Consider the following 22,755-nt stretch of genomic DNA (forward strand, 5'->3'; position numbering starts at 1 on the left):
GCAAGACCGCACGCCCCGCTCTTACAACCCTTATCGCTGTCCTTTATCAGGCGGCCGGTGCCTTGCCCCCAGGGGTCTCATCAGGCGGGTAGCCCATGTTTTTCAATGCAACAGCAACCTCATCCAAAACTGCAGGATCGTCAATCGTCGCTGGCGTCTTCCAGCTGTCACCGTCAGCAATTTTACGCAACGTACCACGAAGCAGTTTACCTGAACGGGTCTTGGGCAGACGCTCAACGACGGTACAGAGCTTAAAGGCCGCCACCGGACCAATTCTGTCGCGTACCAGCGCGATGGTTCGGGCAGTAATCGCTTCGGGTGGCGTGGTAACGCCAGTATTTAACACCAACAATCCCAGTGGTATCTGACCTTTGATCGGGTCAGCGACGCCTATCACCGCGCACTCCGCCACATCCTCATCATCGAATAGCACTTCCTCTATCGCCCCCGTTGACAGTCGATGACCCGCAACATTGATAACATCGTCCGTTCTTGACATCACGAACACGTAGCCATTTTCATCGATATATCCGGCGTCCCCCGTTTCGTAGTACCCCGGGAACTTCTTGAAATATGCCTCCACAAAACGCTCTGGTGCGTCCCACAGTGTAATGAAAGTACCCGGTGGCAAAGGTGTGTTGAGCACCAATGCGCCAATATCACCTGCTGCAACAGCGGTGCCGTCCTTACCCAACACCCGCACCTCGTACCCAGGAACGGGCCGAGCAGGCGAACCCGCGATGATGGGTAGTTGTTCAATACCGAGGCAATTGGAACACACAGGCCAGCCTGTTTCCGTCTGCCACCAATGATCTATCACCGGCACCTGCAACTTCTCCTGCGCCCACCCCAAGGTATGCGGATCACAGCGTTCACCCGCGAGAAACAGCGCTCGAAAATTCGACAGATCATACTTCGCCAGATGCTGGCCCTGTGGATCTTCTTTTTTGATGGCTCGAAATGCAGTGGGCGCAGTAAATAGTACGCTGACCTTATACTCTTCAATCACTCGCCAATAGGCACCCGAATCTGGCGTCCCTACCGGTTTTCCCTCGTACATCACCGTAGTGCAACCCGCGAACAATGGCCCGTAGACAATATAGGAATGTCCCACCACCCAACCCACGTCGGAAGCGGCCCAGTAGACATCTCCGGGAGACACGTTGTAGACGGCCTTCATACTCCACTTGAGTGCCACGATACTCCCGCCAGTATCACGTACCACGCCTTTAGGCTGGCCAGTGGTGCCAGAGGTGTAGAGGATATAGAGGGGATCATTCGCATCGACGGGCACACATTCAACCGGGTGGGCCTCGTCCATCACTTGCAGCCAGTCCAGGTCGCGCCCCTCAACCATTTGAGCACTGAGCATAGAGCGCTGCAGAATAATGCAGTGCTCAGGCTTATGCTGAGCCAGCTCGATCGCATGATCTAACAGCGGCTTGTAAGCCACCAATCGAGACGGCTCAACCCCACAGCTCGCCGCGACAATGACCAGAGGTGTAGCATCATCGATACGCTGCGCTAACTCGTTGCTGGCAAATCCACCGAATACCACCGAATGAATAGCGCCTATCCGCGCGCACGCCAGCATCGCAATCGCGGCTTCCGGCACCATAGGCATGTAGATCAGTACCCGATCTCCTTTGACGACGCCTCTATCGGTGAGTGCACCGGCAAAGCACGCGACCTCAGCCAACAATTGGGTATACGTATATTGACGCTTAGTCGCAGTGACCGGGCTGTCGTAGATCAGGGCAGTCTGCTCTCCCCTACCCTGCTCCACCTGCAAATCCAAAGCGTTATAGCAGGCATTTGTCACGCCGTCTGGAAACCACCGATTAAAAGGGGCGCGTGAACTATCCAACACAATACCCGGCTTCCTATACCAGTAGATATCCTGCGCGGCCTCCTGCCACAACCCACTATTGTTCATACCCGTCCTCCTTTCCTTTACCTCAGTCGTCCGACGATGGTCGCGGTAGCGCTGTAGTAGCAAAATCGCCTCATGATAGGCGAAGCATATGTGATTCTCCCTTCCATCAGAAGCCTCTGCAAGATAATGTATTTGCTTAAAATTCAGAACATAGCCTACACTATGTCCACAATAAATGACTGAGACTGTAACAATGGAAGCGCTCGACCCACTAACTGATGCTGCACGCAGGGCTGATCTCGACCCCTACACTCTGCCGCTGGACCAAATCCAAGTCGCAAACCCCTTTTTATTCGCTCGCGATACGCATCATGCTTGGTTCAAGCGCTTACGCGACGAAGCACCTGTGCATTATTGTGCCGATAGCTTTTTCGGCCCGTATTGGTCGATCACCCGTTACGCAGATATCGTCACCGTGGATACCTCGCACGATATCTTCTCCTCAGAGCCGGCCATCACTATTGGCGACACGGAGAACACGTTCCCCCTGCCTATGTTTATTGCCATGGACCGACCGAAGCATGATGAACAGCGCAAAGTCGTCAGCCCGGTCACCGGAGCAGAGAATCTGCGCCACTTCGAACCCATCATCCGTGAACGCACCATCGACGTGCTTGACCAGTTGCCTGTTGGCAAGACCTTCGACTGGGTGGAACATGTCTCCGTAGAACTGACCACACGTATGCTGGCTACCCTGTTCGATTTTCCGTTTGAAGAGCGCCACAAACTAACCCGTTGGTCAGATGTGGCGACTGCAATTCCCGGAATGGGCATCATCGACACGGAAGAGCAGCGCCACCAGGAACTGCTCGGCTGTCTGGAATACTTTACCGAACTGTGGAATGAGCGGATCAATACACCACCGAAAAATGACCTTATTTCGATGCTGACCCATGGCGAGGCAACCCGCAATATGGCGCCAATGGAATATCTGGGCAATCTTGTCTTACTGATTGTCGGCGGCAACGACACCACGCGCAGCACGATGACGGCCAGCGCCCTAGCGCTGCATCAAAATCCGCTTCAATTCGAAAAACTGATTGCACATCCAGAGCTCATTGATTCTATGGTCGCGGAGACCATCCGCTGGCAAACACCTTTGGCGCATATGCGTCGCATCTGCAAGGAAGATACGGAACTGGGTGGGCAGCAGATTAAAGCCGGCGACAAAGTCATTATGTGGTATGTCTCGGGCAATCGGGACGAGCGCTTTATGGAAAACCCTGACGCCTTCATCATTGATCGCCCAGATGTACGTCGTCACCTGTCCTTCGGATTTGGCATCCATCGCTGCATGGGCAATCGACTGGCAGAGCTACAGTTGCGTATCTTGTGGGAGGAAATACTACTGCGCTTTGAACGTGTTGAAGTGATGGGAGAAGAGCAACGTACGGTGTCATCCTTTGTGCATGGATTCACCGCCATGCCAGTAAAGTTACATCCCCTAAAGCGTTAATCTACCAACCGAAGCGTTGTTTCGCAGGCAGTTTGCCGAGGCCACATTCTGTAGGCCTCGGCATCAGCACGCAGCTTACAACTGGGGGATTTCTGCCTGATCGATGGGCAACTCGCTGCGCCCAATGCGCGCCGCGCGTTCATGCAGCGTGACCTCAGCCTCCTCAACCCGGATCATAATAACAAAGCGCTTCTCCTGAATACCTTGCAGACAGTAACGAGCCAGTTCATCCAGATCCTGAAACTCCAAGTCCCAACCTGCTTTTTCAGCGGCAACCTTGAAATCCTGAATGGTTGGCACTGGATCATAAGGTTTCTCTCTGGCCAAGTCCTTGGGACGATTACGATCAGTAGTCCAGATGCCAGTATCGAGTAACCCACCGGATGGATAGAAAATCGAGGCGGAAAGATTGGTACCCTCACTTTTAAGTTGCGCCTCAAGACACTCGGTAATGCACGATACCGCTGCCTTGCTGGAGGCATACACAGACTGGTAGGGCAACGGTGAGACACCGCCGTCCCCGGAGGAGGTATTGATCACATGTCCCTCTTCACCTGAGGCGATCATACGTGGCACAAAGGCCTGAATACCATGAACAACACCGTGTACATTAACGCCGTGCACCCATTTCCAATCGTTATCCGTCGTTTCCCACACGTTGGCCGAGGGCGCCGCAACCCCAGCATTGTTGAACAGCAGATGGCAGACACCATAGGTATCAAACACCTTGTCAGCCAGTGCATTAAACGAATCAGAACTGGACACATCGGTAACGACACCGAGCACTTCACCACTGCCCGAAAACTCCGCTAATACGCGATCAAGCGCCTTCTGCTCGACATCGCCTATGACGACTTTGGCGCCTGCTGCCAGTAATTCCTTGACCAGTGAGCGACCAATACCGCTGGCCCCGCCCGTGACGACTGCAACCTTTCCATTAAAATCCTGCATGTATAACCTCCATCCGTTAACTGAGCGTCTTTTATGCCACAGTTCGTAGCCTGACTCCAGCGCGGACGGATAGTGTAGTAAACCGTTTGCCGCTTTATGTAGGAGGTCAGATAAAGTAGGATAAAACACTCACGCAGCGACCCGGCTTTCCCGCAAGGCTGCAACACCGGGAGAGGTTCTTTATCCAGCCACTAGCCATTGCTGCCCGCGCTGAACTGACACATCGTCTGCGACAATGCCTCAGCAGGGAGTGCCTTATCGAGGAGGCTGAATCACAGCGTCCTTTTGAATGTGATGCTCTGTCCCTCTATTCGGACCTCCCGTTGTTGGTAGTGCTGCCAGAAACCGTGGAACAGGTACAACAGGTGTTACGTGTTTGCCATCAGCTCGGCGTCCCTGTAGTCGCAAGGGGTGCAGGAACGGGCCTGTCCGCCGGCGCCATGCCGCACCCAGAGGGCATATTGCTCTGCCTCAGCAAACTGGATCAAATTCTGGACATCGATGTTCTCGCCCGCACTGCACGCGTCCAACCAGGCGTCAGCAACCTCTCTATTTCAGAGGCCGCTGCCAGCCACCGTCTTTACTATGCGCCAGACCCCTCCTCGCAGATAGCCTGCACCATCGGAGGTAACGTATCGGAGAATTCCGGTGGCGTGCACTGCCTAAAATACGGATTGACGGTGCACAATATTCTCTCCCTTAACGTGCTGACCGTCGAAGGGGAGACACTCACCATTGGCAGTATGGGTCTAGACAGCCCGGGTTACGACCTAATGGCACTGTTGACCGGCTCCGAAGGCTTATTGGGTATCATAACGGAAGTGACTGTCCGTCTTTTGCCTTTACCCGAACTGGCGCAGGTGGTGATGGCGGGCTTTGACAGTGTCAGCACAGCGGGTGATGCGGTCGGCGCAATCATCGCGGCAGGCATCATACCTGCAGGTCTGGAGATGATGGATCGCCTCGCGATTCAGGCGGCAGAAGATTTCGCGCAAGCAGGTTATCCCAGAGAGGCGGCGGCCATCCTGTTATGCGAGGTCGATGGTACGTCCGAGGAGGTGGCACAGCACACGCAAGAGATTGCACGCCTATTTGAGCAACACGGGGCGACCTCTCTCACAATCTCCCGCGATGAAACCCAGCGCGCGTTGCTGTGGAAAGGCCGCAAAGCTGCATTCCCTGCGATCGGACGCCTCTCGCCTGACTACTACTGCATGGACGGCACCATTCCGCGCAGTCAGTTATCTTTCGTACTGAATGAAATTTATCGCTTGTCCGAGCAATACGCGCTGCCGGTCGCCAATGTTTTCCATGCAGGAGATGGTAATCTGCACCCGCTAATCATGTTCGACGCCAGTGACCCGACGGCAATCCACAGAGCTGAAGCATTCGGAGCAAAAATACTGGAGCTGTCAGTCAGTGTCGGAGGCTGCATTACCGGCGAGCACGGGGTGGGTGTCGAAAAACTGAGCCAGATGGACAGCCAGTTCAGCACTCAAGAATTGCTGCAGCTTGAGGACATAAAATACGCCTTCGATCCCGCGCTTAATCTCAACCCGGGCAAAGGCATTCCTATTTTAAAACGCTGCCAGGAATATCGCGCACTCCCAGCCCGACATCAACATGACTGATCAACACGGTTCACTGCAAACAGGTGACCGCAGCGAACATATTATCGCTGCGCTACAACAGGCACGCGAGACCAGCACACCTGTCTGCATCAGGGGTGGCGGCAGCAAGCAGCATCTGATAGGCCGCAACTGTGACTTTACCATGCTCGACGTTTCCCAGCACACGGGTATTGTGGACTACCAGCCTCAGGAGTTGGTTATCACGGCACGGGCCGGCACTCCACTGGTCGATATTCTTGCGATCCTTGACGCCGAGGGACAAACGCTGTCTTTTGAGCCACCACTGTTCAATGGCATCGCCACTCTGGGCGGAACACTCGCGTGCAACCTGTCCGGACCTGCCAGACCCTGGAACGGTTCCATTCGGGATATGGTCCTCGGTGTCCAGTTGATCAACGGCAAGTGCGAGCGACTCAACTTCGGCGGAAAGGTCATTAAAAATGTTGCTGGCTACGACGTATCGCGTCTGCAAGCCGGGGCACTTGGGACACTCGGCGTCCTGTGCGAGGTTAGTTTGAAAGTACTGCCCCGTGCGGAAAAGACGCTGACGCTGTGTTATGACATGTCGGCCCAAGAAGCGGTGCGCCATATGAACCAAAGAGCAGGTCAACCTAAACCCCTATCCGGTGCTTTCTGGCTCAACGGTCAACTGCATCTCCGCTTATCCGGTGCCGCCAGCGCAGTCGACAGCACCGTGGTGCAATGGGGGGGAGACATTCTGGAAAGTGGCGACATTTTATGGGAACAGTTACGCGAGATGACACTACCGTTCTTCAAAGATACAGGCGCGTTGTGGCGCTTTTCAGTGCAGTCATCGGCAGAGGTCAGACTCGACTTTGGTACAACACTCATCGATTGGTGTGGCGCCCAGCGCTGGGTGCACGGCGAGCATCCAGACGAGGCACTGCAACAAGCGGCGGTCGAGGCGGGAGGGCATGTCTCATTGTTTCGAGGGGGCGATCGCAACGCAGAGGTTCGATCGCCGCTCACTAGCGTCGAGCAAGGTTTGCAGCAACGTCTGAAAAAATCCTTCGACCCGGACGGCATTCTCAACCCCGGGCGACTTTACAGTTGGCTGTAGGAGCAGGTATGACATGCATGTAGAACTGCACCCAACATTTGCAGATACCCGTTCCGGTCAAGCTGCCAAGGCACTCACCAGTGCCTGCGTCCACTGTGGACTCTGTCTGGCGACATGCCCCACCTACCTAGACAGTCGAGATGAAAGAGACAGTCCACGTGGGCGTATTTACCTGATAAAAAACCTGCTTGAGACGGGTGAGGCCAGCAGTCAGACCCAGTTACACCTGGATCGTTGTCTCACCTGCCGCAGCTGTGAAACCACCTGCCCATCGGGCATGCAGTACGGAGAGCTCGTTGATATAGGTCGCGGCCTGATGGAACAGGCAGCGCCCAGAGCTCTCCCCTCAAGGATACTGCGTTGGCTTTTACGATTTATTCTCTGCCGACCACGATTACTGGCATCGGGCTTAGTGGTTGCTCAAGCCCTACGACCGTTGCTGCCTGCTCGTTTACGCCAGACAGTGCCTCTGCGCCAGATCCAAAAAGCGCTGCCGGAGCAGCAACACGCTCGCAAGATGCTGATACTCGAAGGCTGTGTTCAGGGCGCAGCAACACCCAACACCAATGGCGCCGCACGTCGGGTACTAGACAGACTAGGCATCTCGCTCATTGGAGCACCGAAGGCAGGATGTTGCGGTGCCGTCAATTACCATCTGGCGGCACACGCAGACGGGCTAAACAACATGCGCCGCAATATCGATGCATGGTGGCCTCATCTGCAAAATGGCGCTGAAGCGATTATCAGCAGTGCCTCAGGCTGTGGCGCTATGCTGGTTGACTACGGTCGCCTGCTCGCTGATGATCCTCACTATGCGGACAAGGCGAAGCGCGTTTCGCAACTCAGTCGTGATATCGCAGAGATACTGATGGACGAGGACCTCACCAAACTGACAATCGACACGCAGGTGGGAAAAGTTGCGATTCACAGCCCCTGTACTCTGCAACACGCCCTGCAGCAACCCGATCTGATAGCCACGCTGCTGGAGCGGGCAGGCTTTGAGATTGCCATCACCACAGAAAAGCTCCTGTGCTGTGGTTCGGCCGGCACCTACTCTATCTTGCAATCCACCATCAGTGAAAAACTGCGGACAAAGACGTTGCACGCGCTAGAGCATGATCAACCCGCTGTCATCGTCACAGCCAATGTCGGATGCCAGCTCCACCTGCAGGCCGCAGCGGGAGTACCGGTAGTGCACTGGATAGAATTACTGGACGCCTAGTGCGCCTCTAGCCAGGACGCAAACCGGAGGATTGACATCTCGCGCGGGAAGATCAAACCTACACTTTCTTGACGAACTGTGACTTGAGCTTCATCGCACCGATGCCGTCGATCTTGCAATCAATGTCATGATCACCGGCAACCAAGCGGATGTTTTTTATCCGGGTGCCCACTTTAACGACGAGCGACGAGCCCTTGACCTTCAAATCCTTAATGACGGAGACCGTATCACCCTCTTCAAGCACATTTCCGTTGGCGTCCGTCACTAGGGCCGCAGTATCGACAGTATCGATCACTTCGTCCTGAGACCATTCATGTGCGCACTCAGGACAAACGTATAAGTTTCTGTCTTCATAGGTATAAGTCGATTCACAAAGCGGGCAGCGGGGTAAAGTACTCATTGTTGAGGCCTGTCAAAAGTCAATATTTCAAAAAATTCGTTATATGCGTGGCGCTGTTCAGAACAAAATAATCATCGACTTATAAGCTCAATTTTGGTTTTATTGAAGCAGTGCCTTGGTGGCACTCATCGCTGTATCGCTTTGCCATTTGACAAGCTTATACGCGCACCACATTGTTACATAAATAGAGCCTCCAGAGGCACTGCGACAAGTTTCGCCACCTCCAGGGGCAAAGTTTGCATCGGAGCTTACTATATGAAACGACAAAAACGTGATATGAATTCGAGGGCATTTGACCGGGGTTATCAAGCCGGAGTTGGCGGGCGTAGTCTCGATTTCTGTCCGCATGTAGAAGAAGGACAGCGGCAAAACTGGGTAACAGGATGGCGCGAAGGTCGCAGCGATCAATGGGATGGCCTCACAGGTGTCTCCGGAGTACACAAAATACGTGCGATCTGACGCGTTAGCGCACGCGTAAGCGGCATCGATCGTCGCTTGCGCAAAACCCTGAGAGTGCTCGCCGGCGCGCGGGCTTTCGCAGGCATTATGCTTTTGCGATATCGAACGCCGCCTAACGCATTACTTATTATCGACCATGATCGGGCGATTTGTGTCCGATCGACTCCCCGCACGTTTATTACACCCTGCACATGAAGAGATGCTCCGCGGAACTTTTTACCCGCGGATCAGTCACAGAAATCATATTATGTAGCACCGCAAAAACATGAACAGTGGACTGGCCAGTATCTTCAGCTACAATGCGGGCGCGGTAAGACAACGCTTCGACAGCGTTCGAAGCCGATAGCCGCGGAGCTATTTTTTAACAAACCACACAGGAGCAATCGTGGCGAACGCAGACATAAGAGCACTCGAGGACTGGCTTAGTGGGCAAATTATCGGCCAAAGTCATCTGGTTCAACGGCTGGTTATTGCCCTCCTTGCAGACGGACACCTATTGGTCGAAGGCGCGCCAGGGCTTGCCAAGACCAGAGCCATTAAATCGCTGGCAGAGGGCCTAGAAGGTAGTTTCCACCGCATCCAGTTTACCCCGGACCTGCTGCCGGGCGATGTCACCGGAACCGAAATCTACCGACCTCAGGAAGCCAGCTTCCACTTTCAGAAGGGCCCCATTTTTCATAACTTGGTGTTGGCGGATGAGGTCAACCGCGCACCTGCCAAGGTTCAGTCAGCTCTGCTGGAGGCGATGGCCGAGCGTCAGGTCAGCGTCGGCAGCACAACCTACGAATTACCCGACCTGTTTTTGGTGATGGCAACCCAGAACCCGATCGAACAGGAAGGCACCTACCCACTGCCCGAGGCACAGCTGGACCGGTTTCTAATGCATGTCAGTGTGGGGTATCCCGATACCGCCGCTGAAACCGAGATTCTCAGGCTTACGCGCGACGAGGCAACTAGCGGGACCGGCAGTCCACCCATACCCTTAACACAAGCGAGCGTCTTCGCCGCGCGTCAGGAAATACTGGCACTGCATATGTCTGACACAGTAGAGCAGTACATGGTGCAGCTAGTGATAGCCACACGCTCTCCCGCCCGTTACAGCGCAGAACTGGCAGGCTGGATTGAATACGGTGGCAGTCCTCGTGCCACCATCGCCATTGATCGCTGTGCCCGCGCCCATGCCTGGCTCAAGGGCCGAGATTTTGTCAGTCCCGACGATATCCAAGCCGTTACGGCAGATGTGCTGCGCCACCGACTCATATTGAGCTTCGAAGCAGAAGCCAACGGTGTTACGCCAGACAAAGTCATAGAAGAGCTGCTGTCCATCGTTCCAGTGGGCTGAGATCAAGCATGCACCTGGCCGACATTAATGCTCCTGCTCGCGGCGCCTATGTGGAGCTGAACGAGCTCATCGCCCTACGCTTTCCCGCGAAGCAACTCAAGCTTGGGCGCAAAAAACGCGCTCTGAGCAATCTGGCCGGGCCCAACAAAACCAATTTCCGCGGGCGTGGCATCGATTTTGAAGAAGTGCGACGGTACCAACCTGGCGATGATATTCGAACCATTGACTGGCGCGTCACAGCCAGGACCGGCAGCGCACATACCAAGTTATTTCGCGAGGAACGAGAGCGGCCTGTTTTAGTCGTGGTGGACCAGCGCAGCAGTATGTTTTTCGGCTCAAGCCATTGTTTCAAGTCGGTTCTAGCGGGACAACTGGCTAGTCTGCTGGCCTGGAGTGCTCTGAATGAAGGCGACCGAGTAGGCGGACTGGTGTTTAACGACGACGGGCACCAGGAAATTCGTCCTCGCCGCAGTCGAAAAACCGTATTGACGCTGTTATCACAGATCACCCGCTACAATCAGGCTCTCCCCCAGCGTTCGCCCGAGGAGCACGACAGCTTTGCGCGCATGCTATCCAATCTGCGACGCATTGCCCGTCCCGGTACCAGCCTATTCCTGATCAGTGACTTTCGCGGCGCCTCACATGAACGTGCCAGAGAGCATTTATTTGAGCTGGCTAAACACACGGAACTGACCACCATCGCGTGTTCTGACCCACTGGAATCCGAACTCCCTAAGGCAGGCACTTACGCGGTCACGAACGGTAACGAACGCAGCGAGCTGCGCACCGATGATCGTCGCCTGCGCTTAGCCTATAGTGATCGGTTGCAACAGCAGCGTGACCTGCTCAGCAGTGACCTACTGGGTTTAGGTGTACCCCTGCTGCAGGCGTCTACCGATCAGGCTCCGTATGGCCTGTTGCAGAAGTACTACGGTGATACGCATCGATGAACCCGCAGGACCCCTTAGCCAATTTACACCCGCTACGGCAACCCGACCTGATCGGGTGGTGGCCTCCTGCACCTGGCTGGTGGCTTTTACTACTCGCCGCATTACTGTGTCTTGCGAGCCTGATCTATGTGTTGCTCAAGCGCTATAGACGAAACGCTTATAGGCGTCGCGCCCTTATTCAGCTGCAGAGTCTACACACGGACTACGACGCGAGAAGAGAGCACAGCCAGTACCTGAGCGAACTCAATACGCTACTCAAAAGCGTGGCTTTGGTGGCGTATCCTCGCGCCGATATCGCCGCCTCACACGGTGAGGCCTGGCGCACATTCCTCAACACCAGCCTGCCTCAGGAAGAACACTTTGGATCGGTGTTCAACGACGCGGTGTATCAAAAGACCTGTCCTGAGATAGACGTGGAGCAGCTGCACACGTCAGCGCAATACTGGATCAAGCGTCACAAGGCGGCACTATGATTGAGTGGACCTGGCCTTGGCTATTGCTATTGGCACCCCTGCCCTGGCTGGTGGGCAAACTAGTGCCGACCGCGACCACTCAGCAGCCGGCATTGCGCGCACCCTTTTACCAGGAATGGCGACAACTCAGTGAAGCACAGGGAAGCACTACAGGGAGCGGAGGCCTCATACCCTTGATGCTACTGTGGCTTGTGTGGCTGTTATTACTCATCGCTGCGGCGCGACCCCTGTGGATTGGAGAAGCCATTGAGCTTCCCAACAGTGGGCGTGATCTGATGATGGCGGTTGATATCTCCGGGTCGATGCAAATCGAGGATATGCAGGTGGGACAATCCTTCGTACCCCGTATGGAAGCGGTCAGACAATTGGGCGCAAACTTCATCAGCCAGCGTGCCGGTGACCGGCTAGGCCTTATCCTGTTCGGCACTAACGCCTACGTGCAGTCGCCCCTCACCTTCGATACCGCCACCGTCAAACGCTTTCTGGTGGAGGCACAAATCGGATTTGCTGGGAAAGAGACAGCCATCGGCGACGCTATCGGTCTCGCGGTCAAACGCCTAAAGGACCAGCCTGCAGAGAGTCGCGTCTTAATCCTTCTTACCGATGGGCAAGACACTGCCAGCTCAGTAAAACCGCTAGACGCGGCAAAACTCGCGGCCAGCCTGGGCATTCGAATTTACACCATTGGCATTGGGGCGGACGCGCTGACCTTACCCGGTTTATTCGGTTCCAGTTTCGGCAGTCGTCAGGTCAACCCGTCAGCGGAGTTGGATGAGGCTGGTCTGCAGGAAATCGCCCGCCTAACAGGAGGCCAGTATTTTCGGGCTCGTAATCCACAGGAACTCGCCACAATCTACCAACTGCTTGATCAATTGGAGCCTGCAGAACAAGCAACCGCGACCTACCGCCCGAGACAGGCTCTAGGCTACCTGCCACTGCTTGCAGCGCTGTTGCTAAGCTTTTTATTAGCGTTGCGACACTGCTGGCATTCAATCAGTTGGCGCGGTGCTGCTGCGCTGCACGATCCGCGGAAGGACTCCTGATGGAGATGCATCTGATGCGGCCCGAGTGGCTATGGACACTGGTGCCCGCCCTTATCCTCATTGTAATGCTATGGCGGCAAAGGGGACGAGCAGGTAGCTGGGATGCGGTCATTGCCCCTGAACTATTGCGCCACCTGGTGGGAGACAGCGCGAGCGCTCGCGGCAGTAACTTGCTACCGCTCGTATTGCTGGGTTGGCTCATTGCTGCAGTGGCGGCCAGCGGTCCGAGCTGGCAAAAAATTCCACAGCCCGTTCACCAGAAACAGGACGCACTGGTGGTGCTGCTGGATTTGAGCGACTCAATGAAATCGGCAGACCTTGCGCCATCACGGGTCGATCGCGCGCGCCAAAAGTTACTCGACCTATTACAGCAGCGTCGTGAAGGGCAAACGGGGTTAATTGCCTATGCGGGTGATGCTCATATCGTTACGCCCCTCACTGACGACACACTGACCATCGCCAACCTGTTACCGGCATTGCACCCCGACATGATGCCCCTGCTCGGCAGCGATCCCGTTAGCGCGCTGGAACAGGCATTGGAACTGTTGCGCTCTGCCGGCATTCGCCGCGGCACAATACTCCTTCTGACCGACGGGGTCTCCGAGAAGGACAGTGACGCTATCGAGAAGGTCATGGCAGACAGCCCCTCACAGTTGAACATTATCGGCGTAGGCACTGCCACGGGGGCGCCTATCCCTCTGTTAGAAGGTGGTTTTCTGAAAGATGATATGGGCGCCATTGTCATGCCGCGACTGGACGAGGCAGGGCTGCGCAAACTCGCCGACGCGACAGGAGGCCACTACAGACGTCTGCAGATAGACGACACCGATATTGAGTTTCTGCAGGCGGAAAACCTGTTCAATGAATCCGAAGAGACACTGGCATTAGATAGGACTGCCGACGCTTGGGAAGATCAGGGCTACTTTTTTATACTGGCATTGTTACCTTTAGTGTTGGGGCTATTTCGACGTGGCTGGATATTGACACTACTGCCGGTACTGTTCCTGATGCAACCAGAGCCGGCTAGCGCTGGGGCCTGGGATGATCTGTGGCTGACACCCGATCAACAGGGGCAACAAGCCTTGCAACGCGGTGACGATGAGACGGCTGCCGCGCTGTTTAAGAATCCTGAATGGGCAGGGACAGCGGCCTATCGCAACAAGGACTACGAATCTGCAGTCACACACTTCAGCGATCTCAACAACGCTAATAGCGAGTACAACCGAGGCAACGCCCTTGCGCAGGCTGGACAACTCGACGAGGCTATTGCCGCGTATCAAGAGTCACTCGCGCTTCAGCCCGATCGCACTGACGCGCAGGAAAACCTCGCGCTGCTCGAGAAGCTTAAAGAGCAGCAAGAGCAGGAGCAGGAGCAGGAGCAGGAGCAGGAGCAGGAGCAAGATCAAGATCAAGATCAAGATCAAAAACAGGATCAGCAGGAGCAGCAAGAACAGCAGGACCAGCAAGAGCAGCAAGAGCAGCAACAGCAGCAGGATCAGCAAGAGCAGCAGGATCAGCAAGAGCAGCAGGATCAGCAAGAACAGGAAGACAGTGCGTCTGAGGATGAAGCGGAGCCTCAGGAGGCCGAGCCAAAGGAGGCCGAGCCTGAGGAGGCCGAGCCTGAGGAACCAGAAGAGCCTCAGGAACTGCCACCCATAAGTGCCGCCGAGCCCGGTGACGAGGAGCGCGATCAGGCGCTGGAACAGTGGCTGCGACGCATACCTGACGACCCTTCAGGCTTGCTGCAAAGAAAATTTCTTTATGAAAGTCGTCAACGACAAGAACAGGGCCTTGGGAGAGATGATGAAACCTATTAGTAATACACTGGCGGCTCTGGTCATATTGATCATGACGCTTGGCGGCTCTGCCGCCATGGGAGCCATAACCGCCAGCTTGGATCGCGATAGAGTTGCTCTGGGTGATACAGTGCGACTGACCATTATCGCCACAGAGAATGAAAAACTGAAGGATGCGGATCTGCGCGACCTGACCGAGAATTTCGAAATCATCGGACGCTCAACCAACAACAGCACCAGCATCGTCAATGGCCGCATGTCTCAAACTCGAAAAGTCATTATCGATCTCATGCCGAGACGTGCGGGCAGCTTATACGTCCCTTCGATTCGTATGGGACAGAATAGCACGCAAAGCATACGGATCCAGGTTAGCCCTGCCCCCACTGCGCCGACTGGCGAACAAACCGTTGTGTTCGAAGCAGAGGTAGACAAAGACAGCGTCTATGTTCAGGGACAAGTTATTCTGACCCTACGCATTCAGCAGTCCATCAACTTGGATGGGGGTAATATTTCTGAGCTAAAACTGGATAACGCCTTTGTCAAACCCCTAGAACAACATTCATTCCAACGCAATATCGATGGGCGACCGTGGCGCGTGAACGAAGTGCGCTACGCGATTTTTCCTGAGAAAAGCGGGACGCTGGAGATTCCTGCTCAAGTTTTTTCCGGACGAGCCAGCCGCGGTCGGCAGAGCGTTTTCGACCTTGGCGGCGGCGGACAGCTTCTACGCCGTAACAGCCAACCGATATCCATTAACGTACTACCTAAACCTAGCAGTTTTACTGCGGACACCTGGCTACCCACTCAGAGCCTGACACTGCAGGAAACCTGGTCCAGTGAGCCGAATCAATTGCGGGTCGGCGAATCTGCCACTCGCACTATTACGATTGTTGGTGAAGGTCTGCAGGGTGCCCAGTTACCACCCATCCTCTTTACACCCATCGACGGCCTGAAATACTACCCCGATCAACCCACAATCGAAGACCAAGAACTGACTGACGGCTTAGTGGGCATCAGACAGGACAGCGCAGCAGTGGTGCCTGTTCGATCCGGAACCTATCAGATTCCGGAAATTCGTATTCCCTGGTGGAACACACAGACTGAACAGCTGGAATATGCGGTATTGCCTGAACGTGAAATTAATGTCGCAGCGGCCGAAATCACTGACCTCACAACAGAACCCGTTCTACCGGCTACCCCCATCGATATTGCGGCCACACCGCTGACGAACCCCACTCGCCATTGGCTAGGCGGGCCGATCTGGCCAATAGTGACCGCGATCAGCACGCTGGGCTGGATTCTTACGCTTCTCTATCTGTGGCGAGTGCGCCGCTCAACAGCGCCTAATAAGCCCCATGCACCAGATACTTCCGCCGAGAAACAGGTGTTCAAGCAACTCCTCGCTGTCTGCGCCGACAATAATGCGGCCCGAACACGCGGCGCAATCATTGACTGGATAGCGGCTTTCAAGCCAAAGGCCTCTCCCGTGTCGCTGGACGAGGTCGCAAAGCTATTGGGGGACGAGGAATTTACGCGAGAGATCGATACGCTGGATACCTGTCTCTACAGCTCTGATCAGGATCACTGGGATGGCACTAATTTGGCTGACTGCTTGCGCAGATTACGCCGAGCGAGTGGACATAGGGATGATGAAACGACAGAACCTATAAAGCTCTATCCAAACGGGGACTAACTGGAAAAGATAAGCGGTGGCAAAGCCACCGCTAAATTTGCTGCCAGATGCGAGTGTTAAAGAGGCTTAACGTTATTAGCGCAAGGACCCTTCTGGCCTTGACCAACTTCAAACTCAACTTCCTGACCATCATTCAAAGTCGCGTAACCGCCGCCAGTCTTTATCTCTGAATGGTGAACGAAAAGGTCTTTACCGCCGTCTTCTGGAGTAATAAAACCGAAACCTTTATCTGCATTGAACCACTTAACAGTACCTTTACTCATATTACATACTCAAAATTGTTGGTGAATGATTGTAATTCCCCACCTCGCATTCACCGGTACGAAGTGGGAATTCTTTAAAATTAACGAATTATGTGCTGCTGTCTGTAGCCGGCTGGATATCTCCGTCGGCAGGTATGATACCACCTTCTTCTTCAATATGCCCTTCTTCGGCCTTTCTCAAGCGCTTTTCTTCTTTTTTCTTCTTCTTTGCGAGCTCTTTCTGTCTTTTTTCGAACGCGTAGTTAGGTTTAGCCATCGAGATTCTCTTCTGTAAATGTCAACTATACGGTCATATTCGTGTCATCCGTTGCACTTTCGGGACTCTATCACACCCGCCAAACACCACAAATTCATGTTTTCATTAGCTCGAGCGGCAGACCCGCTACGGCTGAGGCCAGTAATTTAACATATCTGACGCGCAATTACTTGGTGGCAACGGGAGCTTATTACCCTTCTAGGCCGCGATACATCACCTTACTGCAGTGATTTGCTCACAATCTCAAACACATCCGGCGACAGCGCTGGCTCTGCGGCCAGCCGTTCCAGCTCAGCACGCATCAATTCTCCTCTATCAGTATACCGACGCCACTTTGTCAGAGGCGTTAACAACCGCGAAGCCAACTGAGGGTTAAGACGATTCAGCTTGACCACAACATCACCGAGAAAGCGATAACCGGAGCCATCAAGATGGTGAAAATTGATCAGGTTCTGGTTGACGAACCCCCCCACTAGGGCCCGCACCTTGTTAGGGTTGCCGAGATCAAAGTCGGCATGAGCCATCAGTGACTGCACCCGCGAAAGTCCTTCACTATCGGGGATAGCGGCCTGCAACTGCAGCCACTGGTTGACCACTAGCGCTTCATGTCGCCACTCCTGGTGGAAATTTTCCAGCGTGCTATCGCGAAGCGTGTGATCGCCATAGAAAGCAATTTCTTTAAGCGCAGCCTGCCGATCAGTCAGATTAGTCGCCTCTCGATACTGGGCAGAAGCCAGCGCGAGGTTGTCCAGGCTTGCGCTGACCAGATAGGCCAAGCACATATTGCGCAAACTACGATCGGCGATTTGAGTCGCCTCAGGCGCGTAGGGTTGCCTGCTCTCCAAACCTTGGTAGCGCGCCAGAAATAGTGGTGCGAGGGACTTACCTAATGCACTGCGCACCCAATCTCGGGCGTGGTGAATGGAATCGACATTGGCACCACCCGACTGACTGGCCTGCTCCGCCAGATAGTCTTCGCCCGGCAGACGCAACATCTCAGCCACCATTGCAGGATCAAGGGAGTCGTCGCACAACAGATCGCCGCAGGCCTCTATCAGCAACGGATCGAGTAACCTCGGTGTGCCTGACAAGAATTGCTGTTCGACCTCGAAAATAATGCGTGTCACTAGGGTCTGAGCACTGTCCCAACGCACAAACCCGTCGCCATCCCGGCGCATCAAGGCACAAAGATCTTGCGAGCTATAATCATACTGTAAACGAACAGGCGCAGAAAATCCGCGCAATAAGGAAGGTACGGGGCGCTCTGTCACCCCCTCGAACACGAACGACTGCTTTGGCTGATCGACAGTCAAAACCGTGTGCGTGTTGTCACTTGTGTCCAGATCTGTAGGTGCACCGCGTTGACGCAACGGTAAATTACCCGCTTCACCCAATAGGCCTATCGCCAGAGGAATGACAAAAGGCCGCTTCTCGGATTGTCCCGGCGTCGCGGGACAGGATTGCTCCACGTGCAGCGTGTAGCACTGGGCGGTTTCGTCATACTCGTCCTGCACCGTTAGCTGCGGCGTTCCCGCCTGAGAGTACCAATTGCGAAACTGCTTTAGATTGACGCCGCTGGCATCCTCCATGGCCAACACGAAGTCTTCGCAGGTTACCGCCTGACCATCGTGGCGCTCGAAATACAGGTCCGATCCCCGCCGAAAGCGTTCTACACCCAGCAACGTGTGAATCATCCGAACGACTTCGGCGCCTTTTTCATAAACTGTGGCCGTATAGAAATTATTGATCTCAATAAACGATTCTGGGCGCACCGGGTGCGACATTGGCCCCGCATCCTCAGCAAACTGAACAGCGCGCAGCAGCGTGACATCCTCCACCCGCTTCACCGTAGACGAACCCATATCCGCAGAGAATTGTGAATCACGAAAAACAGTAAAGCCCTCTTTAAGACTCAGCTGGAACCAGTCCCGACAGGTCACCCGATTGCCGCTCCAATTGTGAAAATACTCATGCGCCACAATCGACTGAACACGATGAAAACCGAGATCTGTGGTGATCTGGGGACTGCACAATACGCAGGAGGTATTGAATATATTCAGGCTCTTGTTTTCCATGGCGCCCATATTGAAATCATCTACAGCGACAATATTAAAGATATCCAGGTCATACTCTCGACCGTAGACCTCTTCGTCCCAGCGCATAGACTGCTGTAGCGAGCGCATGGCATGCCCGCACTTATCAATATCTTTTTTCTCCACATAAATTCGCAGGGTGACTTCACGATCATTCATTGTAGTAAAGCGATCTTCTATGTGTTCCAAATTGCCTGCGACCAAGGCAAACAAGTAAGCAGGCTTGGGGAACGGGTCATGCCACACAGTACGATGGCGCCCCCCGGCAAGCTGTTGCGCCTCAATAAGATTGCCATTGCTGAGCAACACCGGATAGCGCTCACGCTCCCCTTCGACTGTCACGGTAAAAACTGACATAACGTCGGGCCGATCAATGTAATAGGTAATTCGTCGGAAACCCTCTGCCTCGCACTGGGTACAAAATAGGCTTCGAGACTGATATAACCCTGACAGCGACGTATTCTCCTGCGGTCGAATGCGCGTCTTACAGGCCAGCACACACTGCTCGGGAACCGCATGAATAACCAGCGATTCTGCGCTGACACTATACTCGTGCTCCTCTAGTTCTCGGCCATCCACAGACACGGACAGCAACTCCATCTCCTCGCCATTCAAAGTGAGAGACGTATTGTGTGCCAATGAGCCAATACGCAACAGATGAATACGCGAGGAGACAATGACGTGATCCTCGTGCAGGTGAAAATACAACTCGGTCCGATTGATCAAGTACGCGGACGGCTGGTAGTCTTTAAGATAGACTGTTCCTGGCGTGGTATCGGCCATAGATTTACTCCGTGGTCGACAAGGAAATATGGTAGCCGCCATATTTACGCATATTGATGACCCCACTATCGAATATCAAATACTGCCCTTTGATGCCCATCAATGTGCCACCAATCGACGGTGTCTTGTCTAGGTTGAATGAGGAGACCTTGGTCGGATACTCGAGCACGGGGTACTTAATGTGGGTTTCCGGCTCGGAAACCAGCTCAGTGATCGCTTGTATTCCGAACTCCTGTCCTAGCGCATCAAGCCCAGCGGCACATTCTTGCATCAGGCGCTGCCGCACCTGCTCAAGGTCACAGGGCTCGGCATCACCTTTAAGCATCGCCTGCCAGTGGGTCTTATCGGCAATATGACTTTTGAACAGGCTCTCCACTAACCCAGAATACAAGCGAGTGGCAACACGAAAAATAGGCTTGGCCTGGGTCGCCCCCTGATCCATCCAGCGCGTCGGCACCTGAGACCCACGCGTAATGCCCACTTTGACGCCCGATGTGTTAGCAAGATACACAACGTGATCAACCATACAATGTTGTTCTCCCCACTGGGGCTCGCGGCATGTTCCCGCCTCATAGTGACACTTTTCAGGACTCACGATGCAGCTATCACATTGCGCTAGGCGTCTGAAACAGGGGTAGCAATAGCCTTGATTAAAACTTTTGTTGATCTTGCGGTCACAGTGGATGCAGTGAATCTGACCCCTGAAATCCAGCTGCAGTTGTCGGCCAAGGTAGTCATTCAATGGGATTTCATGCTCACCCAGCAGCATTGTATATCGCACAGTGTCTTCCAGCTGTGTTTTCATTTTGCGCACAGCGCCTGTCGCTACAACATCCGGCAAGTCAAACTCCTAGTCTTTCCAATTCAGAGGTGTTTCCAGTGGAGCATCACGACTATCACCGACCTTTTCTTTTTTCTCGATATATCCAACACGATCCTGCTCTGACAGATGGCTCTCACCCCAGGCAATAATAGCCTGCATGGCACTTTCGCGCTGCTGCGGCGTCACAGTTCTGCCGTCGGGCCACTTACCCAGTTCCACCGAGCGAATAAGGCTCTGGTAAATTTCCGGCGACATCGTTGCAATAAGCTGAACGTAATCCATCTAGATTTTCACGCTATTTAGGGCGGTGTAGATTATACCTTTGGAGCTGCGGCCTTGTCGCTATCCAGCCTCGAAAACCCAGCAAATACGGCTCCCACAACAGCACCGCAAAGGAGCCCGCCTAAATGCGCTGCATTGGCAATCGCCCCGAAACCCAATACTTCTACCATGCCGGACATACAGACCACCAGCCAACCCACCATGAAAATCATGATGGCCTTAGGGGGCTGTATGGGCCAAGCTGGCTGCAGCTGCGGTGCTATCCAGGAAAAACCCAACAGGCCGTAGACCACGCCTGACATACCGCCAAACAGACCCCCGCCTCCGAATTCAAACTGGCTAGCATTGGACACCACTGCAATCACCAGAAAGAGCATAAACATATTGAGATGCCCCATAACCTGCTCTACTCGTCGCCCTAGATCCCATAACCAGAGACAATTAAAGACAATATGTAGCCAGCCAAAGTGTAGAAAGGCCGGTGTAATCAGTCGCCAGTATTGGCCATCAATAGCCTGGAACAGGCCTTGGTTATCGCTAACCTGAGAGGAAGAAAAGCTCAAGGCGTTCAACCAATTCATTGGCGTATATAAATACATTAAAAAACCGCCAATACTCAACAGTATAAGCGCGAGAGTCACAGGCGCATTAAGCAATACAGTGCGCATCGGTATCGTTGTGTCCTGGCCTGCATGACGAGTAAGCTCTATCCGAACGTCTCCGGCGCGCCATGCTTGATAGAGGTCCTGCACCTGCTGAGCTTGATCCTGCCGACCGACCAACACGATCTGACGTCCACCCTCCTCAAAAATACGGTGCATAACGCCGTGTTGGTGCAAGAGCCCACTCAGAGGCAGAAGGTCTTCCTCAAGAGCGACACTGAGAGCGTGGTAAGTATCCTGCATCAGCTGACCAGCGCATTGCTCCAGCGCAGCTTGTCTCTGCAACTGGCGTAAAAGCTGTGTCCCATCGGGTGCAGCAGCGTGAGACGGTAAGGATTCTTGCGGATGTGTACTGAATCTCCGGGCCGCGCCTTGATCTTGACCTGCCCGTCGCAAGTGACCGCTGGGTGAATACGATTGCGCGCCAGTATATCTAACCGAATCTCACTGTTGCCGTCGACCACAATAGGCCGACTGCTGAGCGCGTGAGGAAACATAGGCACCAGCACAATAGCATCGAGCGTGGGATGCATAATGGGCCCGCCCCCGGACAAGGAGTAAGCCGTAGAGCCTGTTGGCGTTGAGACAATGAGCCCATCCGCACGCTGACGATAAACAAAGGTATTATCGATAAACAACTCAAATTCGATCATCTGGGCCGACGTGCCAGAATTAACAACAACGTCGTTGAGCGCATCGCCACGACCCACTGGCGCCTCATCACGCCGAACTTCTGTCTCTAATAAAAAGCGACTTTCTCGCTCGAAGTGGCCATCCAGAACCTGTGGAACCTTCTCGGCAATATCATCCGGCGTAATATCGGTCAGAAAGCCAAGACGACCTCGGTTGACACCGATCACGGGGGTCTCATATTTCGACAGTGTACGGGCAGCACTCAGTAGGCTCCCATCTCCCCCTACCACAATGACCAGATCGGCCTCCTGGCCAATTGCCTCCAAAGAGGCTAGACGACATTGGTGATTAGGTACTACATGGCCTAGAGTGTCCTCTAGCAGCACCTCAAGACTGCGCGCCTCAAGAAGCTCCAGCAACATACGCAGCACGCCAGTCAAGCCACGTTGCCGACTGCGGCCCACCAAACCAATTTTTTTAAATGTTCCCTGCATTGAGCCTGCTGCCATGGCCTGAAGTCCTGCTAT

21 protein-coding genes are annotated in these 22,755 nt (G+C 54.2%); 11 read left to right on the forward strand and 10 right to left on the reverse strand.

Translation table 11 applies throughout. The annotated features are described in order from the left end of the window. Window positions 1-46: 46 nt before the first annotated feature. Entirely contained in the window at window positions 47-1,936 is a 1,890-nt protein-coding gene (locus tag ABXT62_RS09695) for a propionyl-CoA synthetase (RefSeq protein ID WP_415355057.1), read from the reverse strand. Between the two features lie 175 nt (window positions 1,937-2,111). Between ABXT62_RS09695 and ABXT62_RS09700 the strand changes: the two genes are divergently transcribed. Next, window positions 2,112-3,392, forward strand: a complete 1,281-nt coding sequence (locus ABXT62_RS09700) for a cytochrome P450 (RefSeq protein ID WP_415355058.1) — start codon at window positions 2,112-2,114, stop codon at window positions 3,390-3,392. A gap of 75 nt (window positions 3,393-3,467) precedes the next feature. Here the strand turns inward: ABXT62_RS09700 and ABXT62_RS09705 are convergent, their stop codons facing one another. Continuing rightward, entirely contained in the window at window positions 3,468-4,343 is an 876-nt protein-coding gene (locus tag ABXT62_RS09705; RefSeq protein WP_415355059.1) for an SDR family NAD(P)-dependent oxidoreductase, read from the reverse strand. A gap of 332 nt (window positions 4,344-4,675) precedes the next feature. Here ABXT62_RS09705 and ABXT62_RS09710 point away from each other — a divergent pair, with 332 nt between their 5' ends. The 3 genes from ABXT62_RS09710 to glcF are packed head-to-tail and all read left to right on the forward strand — an operon-like array spanning window position 4,676 to window position 8,277. Further along, complete coding sequence (locus ABXT62_RS09710; protein ID WP_415358194.1) at window positions 4,676-5,974, forward strand: FAD-linked oxidase C-terminal domain-containing protein; 1,299 nt, start codon at window positions 4,676-4,678, stop codon at window positions 5,972-5,974. Beyond that, window positions 5,967-7,055: a glycolate oxidase subunit GlcE gene (gene glcE, locus ABXT62_RS09715; protein WP_415355060.1), complete on the forward strand. Its 1,089-nt coding sequence runs from the start codon at window positions 5,967-5,969 to the stop codon at window positions 7,053-7,055. Before ABXT62_RS09710 ends, glcE begins: the two co-directional genes overlap by 8 nt. Window positions 7,056-7,068: 13 nt before the next feature. Beyond that, window positions 7,069-8,277: a glycolate oxidase subunit GlcF gene (glcF, locus tag ABXT62_RS09720; RefSeq protein ID WP_415355061.1), complete on the forward strand. Its 1,209-nt coding sequence runs from the start codon at window positions 7,069-7,071 to the stop codon at window positions 8,275-8,277. 58 nt (window positions 8,278-8,335) lie between these two features. Here the strand turns inward: glcF and ABXT62_RS09725 are convergent, their stop codons facing one another. Continuing rightward, the gene (locus ABXT62_RS09725) at window positions 8,336-8,677 is read right to left on the reverse strand and encodes a zinc ribbon domain-containing protein YjdM (protein WP_415355062.1); all 342 of its coding nucleotides are present in this window, start codon (window positions 8,675-8,677) and stop codon (window positions 8,336-8,338) included. A 255-nt stretch (window positions 8,678-8,932) separates the two neighbouring features. On the opposite strand from ABXT62_RS09725, the gene rmf reads away from it, so the two are divergent. From rmf to ABXT62_RS09760, 7 genes are all read left to right on the forward strand, one after another. Further along, window positions 8,933-9,136: a ribosome modulation factor gene (rmf, locus tag ABXT62_RS09730; RefSeq protein ID WP_415355063.1), complete on the forward strand. Its 204-nt coding sequence runs from the start codon at window positions 8,933-8,935 to the stop codon at window positions 9,134-9,136. Window positions 9,137-9,521: 385 nt separating this feature from the next. Continuing rightward, complete coding sequence (locus tag ABXT62_RS09735; protein ID WP_415355064.1) at window positions 9,522-10,478, forward strand: AAA family ATPase; 957 nt, start codon at window positions 9,522-9,524, stop codon at window positions 10,476-10,478. Between the two features lie 8 nt (window positions 10,479-10,486). After that, on the forward strand, window positions 10,487-11,428 hold the full coding sequence (locus tag ABXT62_RS09740; protein WP_415355065.1) for a DUF58 domain-containing protein: 942 nt from the start codon (window positions 10,487-10,489) through the stop codon (window positions 11,426-11,428). Further along, the gene (locus ABXT62_RS09745) at window positions 11,425-11,901 is read left to right on the forward strand and encodes a DUF4381 domain-containing protein (protein WP_415355066.1); all 477 of its coding nucleotides are present in this window, start codon (window positions 11,425-11,427) and stop codon (window positions 11,899-11,901) included. Before ABXT62_RS09740 ends, ABXT62_RS09745 begins: the two co-directional genes overlap by 4 nt. Then, entirely contained in the window at window positions 11,898-12,944 is a 1,047-nt protein-coding gene (locus ABXT62_RS09750) for a vWA domain-containing protein (protein ID WP_415355067.1), read from the forward strand. The genes ABXT62_RS09745 and ABXT62_RS09750 overlap by 4 nt, the downstream gene beginning before the upstream one ends. Next, window positions 12,944-14,761, forward strand: a complete 1,818-nt coding sequence (locus tag ABXT62_RS09755; RefSeq protein ID WP_415355068.1) for a VWA domain-containing protein — start codon at window positions 12,944-12,946, stop codon at window positions 14,759-14,761. Before ABXT62_RS09750 ends, ABXT62_RS09755 begins: the two co-directional genes overlap by 1 nt. Further along, complete coding sequence (locus ABXT62_RS09760) at window positions 14,706-16,433, forward strand: BatD family protein (protein ID WP_415355069.1); 1,728 nt, start codon at window positions 14,706-14,708, stop codon at window positions 16,431-16,433. Before ABXT62_RS09755 ends, ABXT62_RS09760 begins: the two co-directional genes overlap by 56 nt. Before the next feature lie 56 nt (window positions 16,434-16,489). Here the strand turns inward: ABXT62_RS09760 and ABXT62_RS09765 are convergent, their stop codons facing one another. The 7 genes from ABXT62_RS09765 to ABXT62_RS09795 all read right to left on the reverse strand — a co-directional run bounded on the left by ABXT62_RS09765 (window position 16,490) and on the right by ABXT62_RS09795 (window position 22,722). Continuing rightward, on the reverse strand, window positions 16,490-16,696 hold the full coding sequence (locus ABXT62_RS09765) for a cold-shock protein (protein ID WP_415355070.1): 207 nt from the start codon (window positions 16,694-16,696) through the stop codon (window positions 16,490-16,492). An 88-nt stretch (window positions 16,697-16,784) separates the two neighbouring features. Continuing rightward, a complete protein-coding gene (locus ABXT62_RS09770; RefSeq protein WP_415355071.1) occupies window positions 16,785-16,952 on the reverse strand; it encodes a hypothetical protein in 168 nt (55 codons plus the stop codon). Window positions 16,953-17,170: 218 nt separating this feature from the next. Continuing rightward, window positions 17,171-19,828 carry an aminopeptidase N gene (pepN, locus tag ABXT62_RS09775; protein ID WP_415355072.1) on the reverse strand — a complete coding sequence of 886 codons (2,658 nt, stop codon included), beginning with the start codon at window positions 19,826-19,828 and terminating at the stop codon, window positions 17,171-17,173. A 4-nt stretch (window positions 19,829-19,832) separates the two neighbouring features. Then, the gene (locus tag ABXT62_RS09780; protein WP_415358195.1) at window positions 19,833-20,633 is read right to left on the reverse strand and encodes a DUF2797 domain-containing protein; all 801 of its coding nucleotides are present in this window, start codon (window positions 20,631-20,633) and stop codon (window positions 19,833-19,835) included. A 45-nt stretch (window positions 20,634-20,678) separates the two neighbouring features. Beyond that, window positions 20,679-20,933: a YeaC family protein gene (locus ABXT62_RS09785; RefSeq protein ID WP_415355073.1), complete on the reverse strand. Its 255-nt coding sequence runs from the start codon at window positions 20,931-20,933 to the stop codon at window positions 20,679-20,681. 32 nt (window positions 20,934-20,965) lie between these two features. Further along, window positions 20,966-21,838, reverse strand: a complete 873-nt coding sequence (locus ABXT62_RS09790) for a rhomboid family intramembrane serine protease (RefSeq protein ID WP_415355074.1) — start codon at window positions 21,836-21,838, stop codon at window positions 20,966-20,968. Beyond that, entirely contained in the window at window positions 21,838-22,722 is an 885-nt protein-coding gene (locus ABXT62_RS09795; RefSeq protein ID WP_415358196.1) for an NAD(+) kinase, read from the reverse strand. Before ABXT62_RS09795 ends, ABXT62_RS09790 begins: the two co-directional genes overlap by 1 nt. Window positions 22,723-22,755 lie beyond the last annotated feature (33 nt).

The organism is Halioglobus sp. Uisw_031, from assembly GCF_047729875.1.
In the GTDB taxonomy this organism is placed as follows: domain Bacteria; phylum Pseudomonadota; class Gammaproteobacteria; order Pseudomonadales; family Halieaceae; genus Marimicrobium.

What these genes read in the sequence shown, in the direction of transcription:
- ABXT62_RS09695 (WP_415355057.1), bottom strand. Translation starts at nt 1,936, where the DNA reads ATGAACAATAGTGGGTTGTGGCAGGAGGCCGCGCAGGATATCTACTGG.
- ABXT62_RS09700 (WP_415355058.1), top strand. Translation starts at nt 2,112, where the DNA reads ATGACTGAGACTGTAACAATGGAAGCGCTCGACCCACTAACTGATGCT.
- ABXT62_RS09705 (WP_415355059.1), bottom strand. Translation starts at nt 4,343, where the DNA reads ATGCAGGATTTTAATGGAAAGGTTGCAGTCGTCACGGGCGGGGCCAGC.
- glcE (WP_415355060.1), top strand. Translation starts at nt 5,967, where the DNA reads ATGACTGATCAACACGGTTCACTGCAAACAGGTGACCGCAGCGAACAT.
- glcF (WP_415355061.1), top strand. Translation starts at nt 7,069, where the DNA reads ATGCATGTAGAACTGCACCCAACATTTGCAGATACCCGTTCCGGTCAA.
- ABXT62_RS09725 (WP_415355062.1), bottom strand. Translation starts at nt 8,677, where the DNA reads ATGAGTACTTTACCCCGCTGCCCGCTTTGTGAATCGACTTATACCTAT.
- rmf (WP_415355063.1), top strand. Translation starts at nt 8,933, where the DNA reads ATGAAACGACAAAAACGTGATATGAATTCGAGGGCATTTGACCGGGGT.
- ABXT62_RS09740 (WP_415355065.1), top strand. Translation starts at nt 10,487, where the DNA reads ATGCACCTGGCCGACATTAATGCTCCTGCTCGCGGCGCCTATGTGGAG.
- ABXT62_RS09745 (WP_415355066.1), top strand. Translation starts at nt 11,425, where the DNA reads ATGAACCCGCAGGACCCCTTAGCCAATTTACACCCGCTACGGCAACCC.
- ABXT62_RS09750 (WP_415355067.1), top strand. Translation starts at nt 11,898, where the DNA reads ATGATTGAGTGGACCTGGCCTTGGCTATTGCTATTGGCACCCCTGCCC.
- ABXT62_RS09755 (WP_415355068.1), top strand. Translation starts at nt 12,944, where the DNA reads ATGGAGATGCATCTGATGCGGCCCGAGTGGCTATGGACACTGGTGCCC.
- ABXT62_RS09760 (WP_415355069.1), top strand. Translation starts at nt 14,706, where the DNA reads ATGAAAGTCGTCAACGACAAGAACAGGGCCTTGGGAGAGATGATGAAA.
- ABXT62_RS09765 (WP_415355070.1), bottom strand. Translation starts at nt 16,696, where the DNA reads ATGAGTAAAGGTACTGTTAAGTGGTTCAATGCAGATAAAGGTTTCGGT.
- ABXT62_RS09770 (WP_415355071.1), bottom strand. Translation starts at nt 16,952, where the DNA reads ATGGCTAAACCTAACTACGCGTTCGAAAAAAGACAGAAAGAGCTCGCA.
- pepN (WP_415355072.1), bottom strand. Translation starts at nt 19,828, where the DNA reads ATGGCCGATACCACGCCAGGAACAGTCTATCTTAAAGACTACCAGCCG.
- ABXT62_RS09780 (WP_415358195.1), bottom strand. Translation starts at nt 20,633, where the DNA reads ATGAAAACACAGCTGGAAGACACTGTGCGATATACAATGCTGCTGGGT.
- ABXT62_RS09785 (WP_415355073.1), bottom strand. Translation starts at nt 20,933, where the DNA reads ATGGATTACGTTCAGCTTATTGCAACGATGTCGCCGGAAATTTACCAG.
- ABXT62_RS09790 (WP_415355074.1), bottom strand. Translation starts at nt 21,838, where the DNA reads ATGCAGGATACTTACCACGCTCTCAGTGTCGCTCTTGAGGAAGACCTT.
- ABXT62_RS09795 (WP_415358196.1), bottom strand. Translation starts at nt 22,722, where the DNA reads ATGCAGGGAACATTTAAAAAAATTGGTTTGGTGGGCCGCAGTCGGCAA.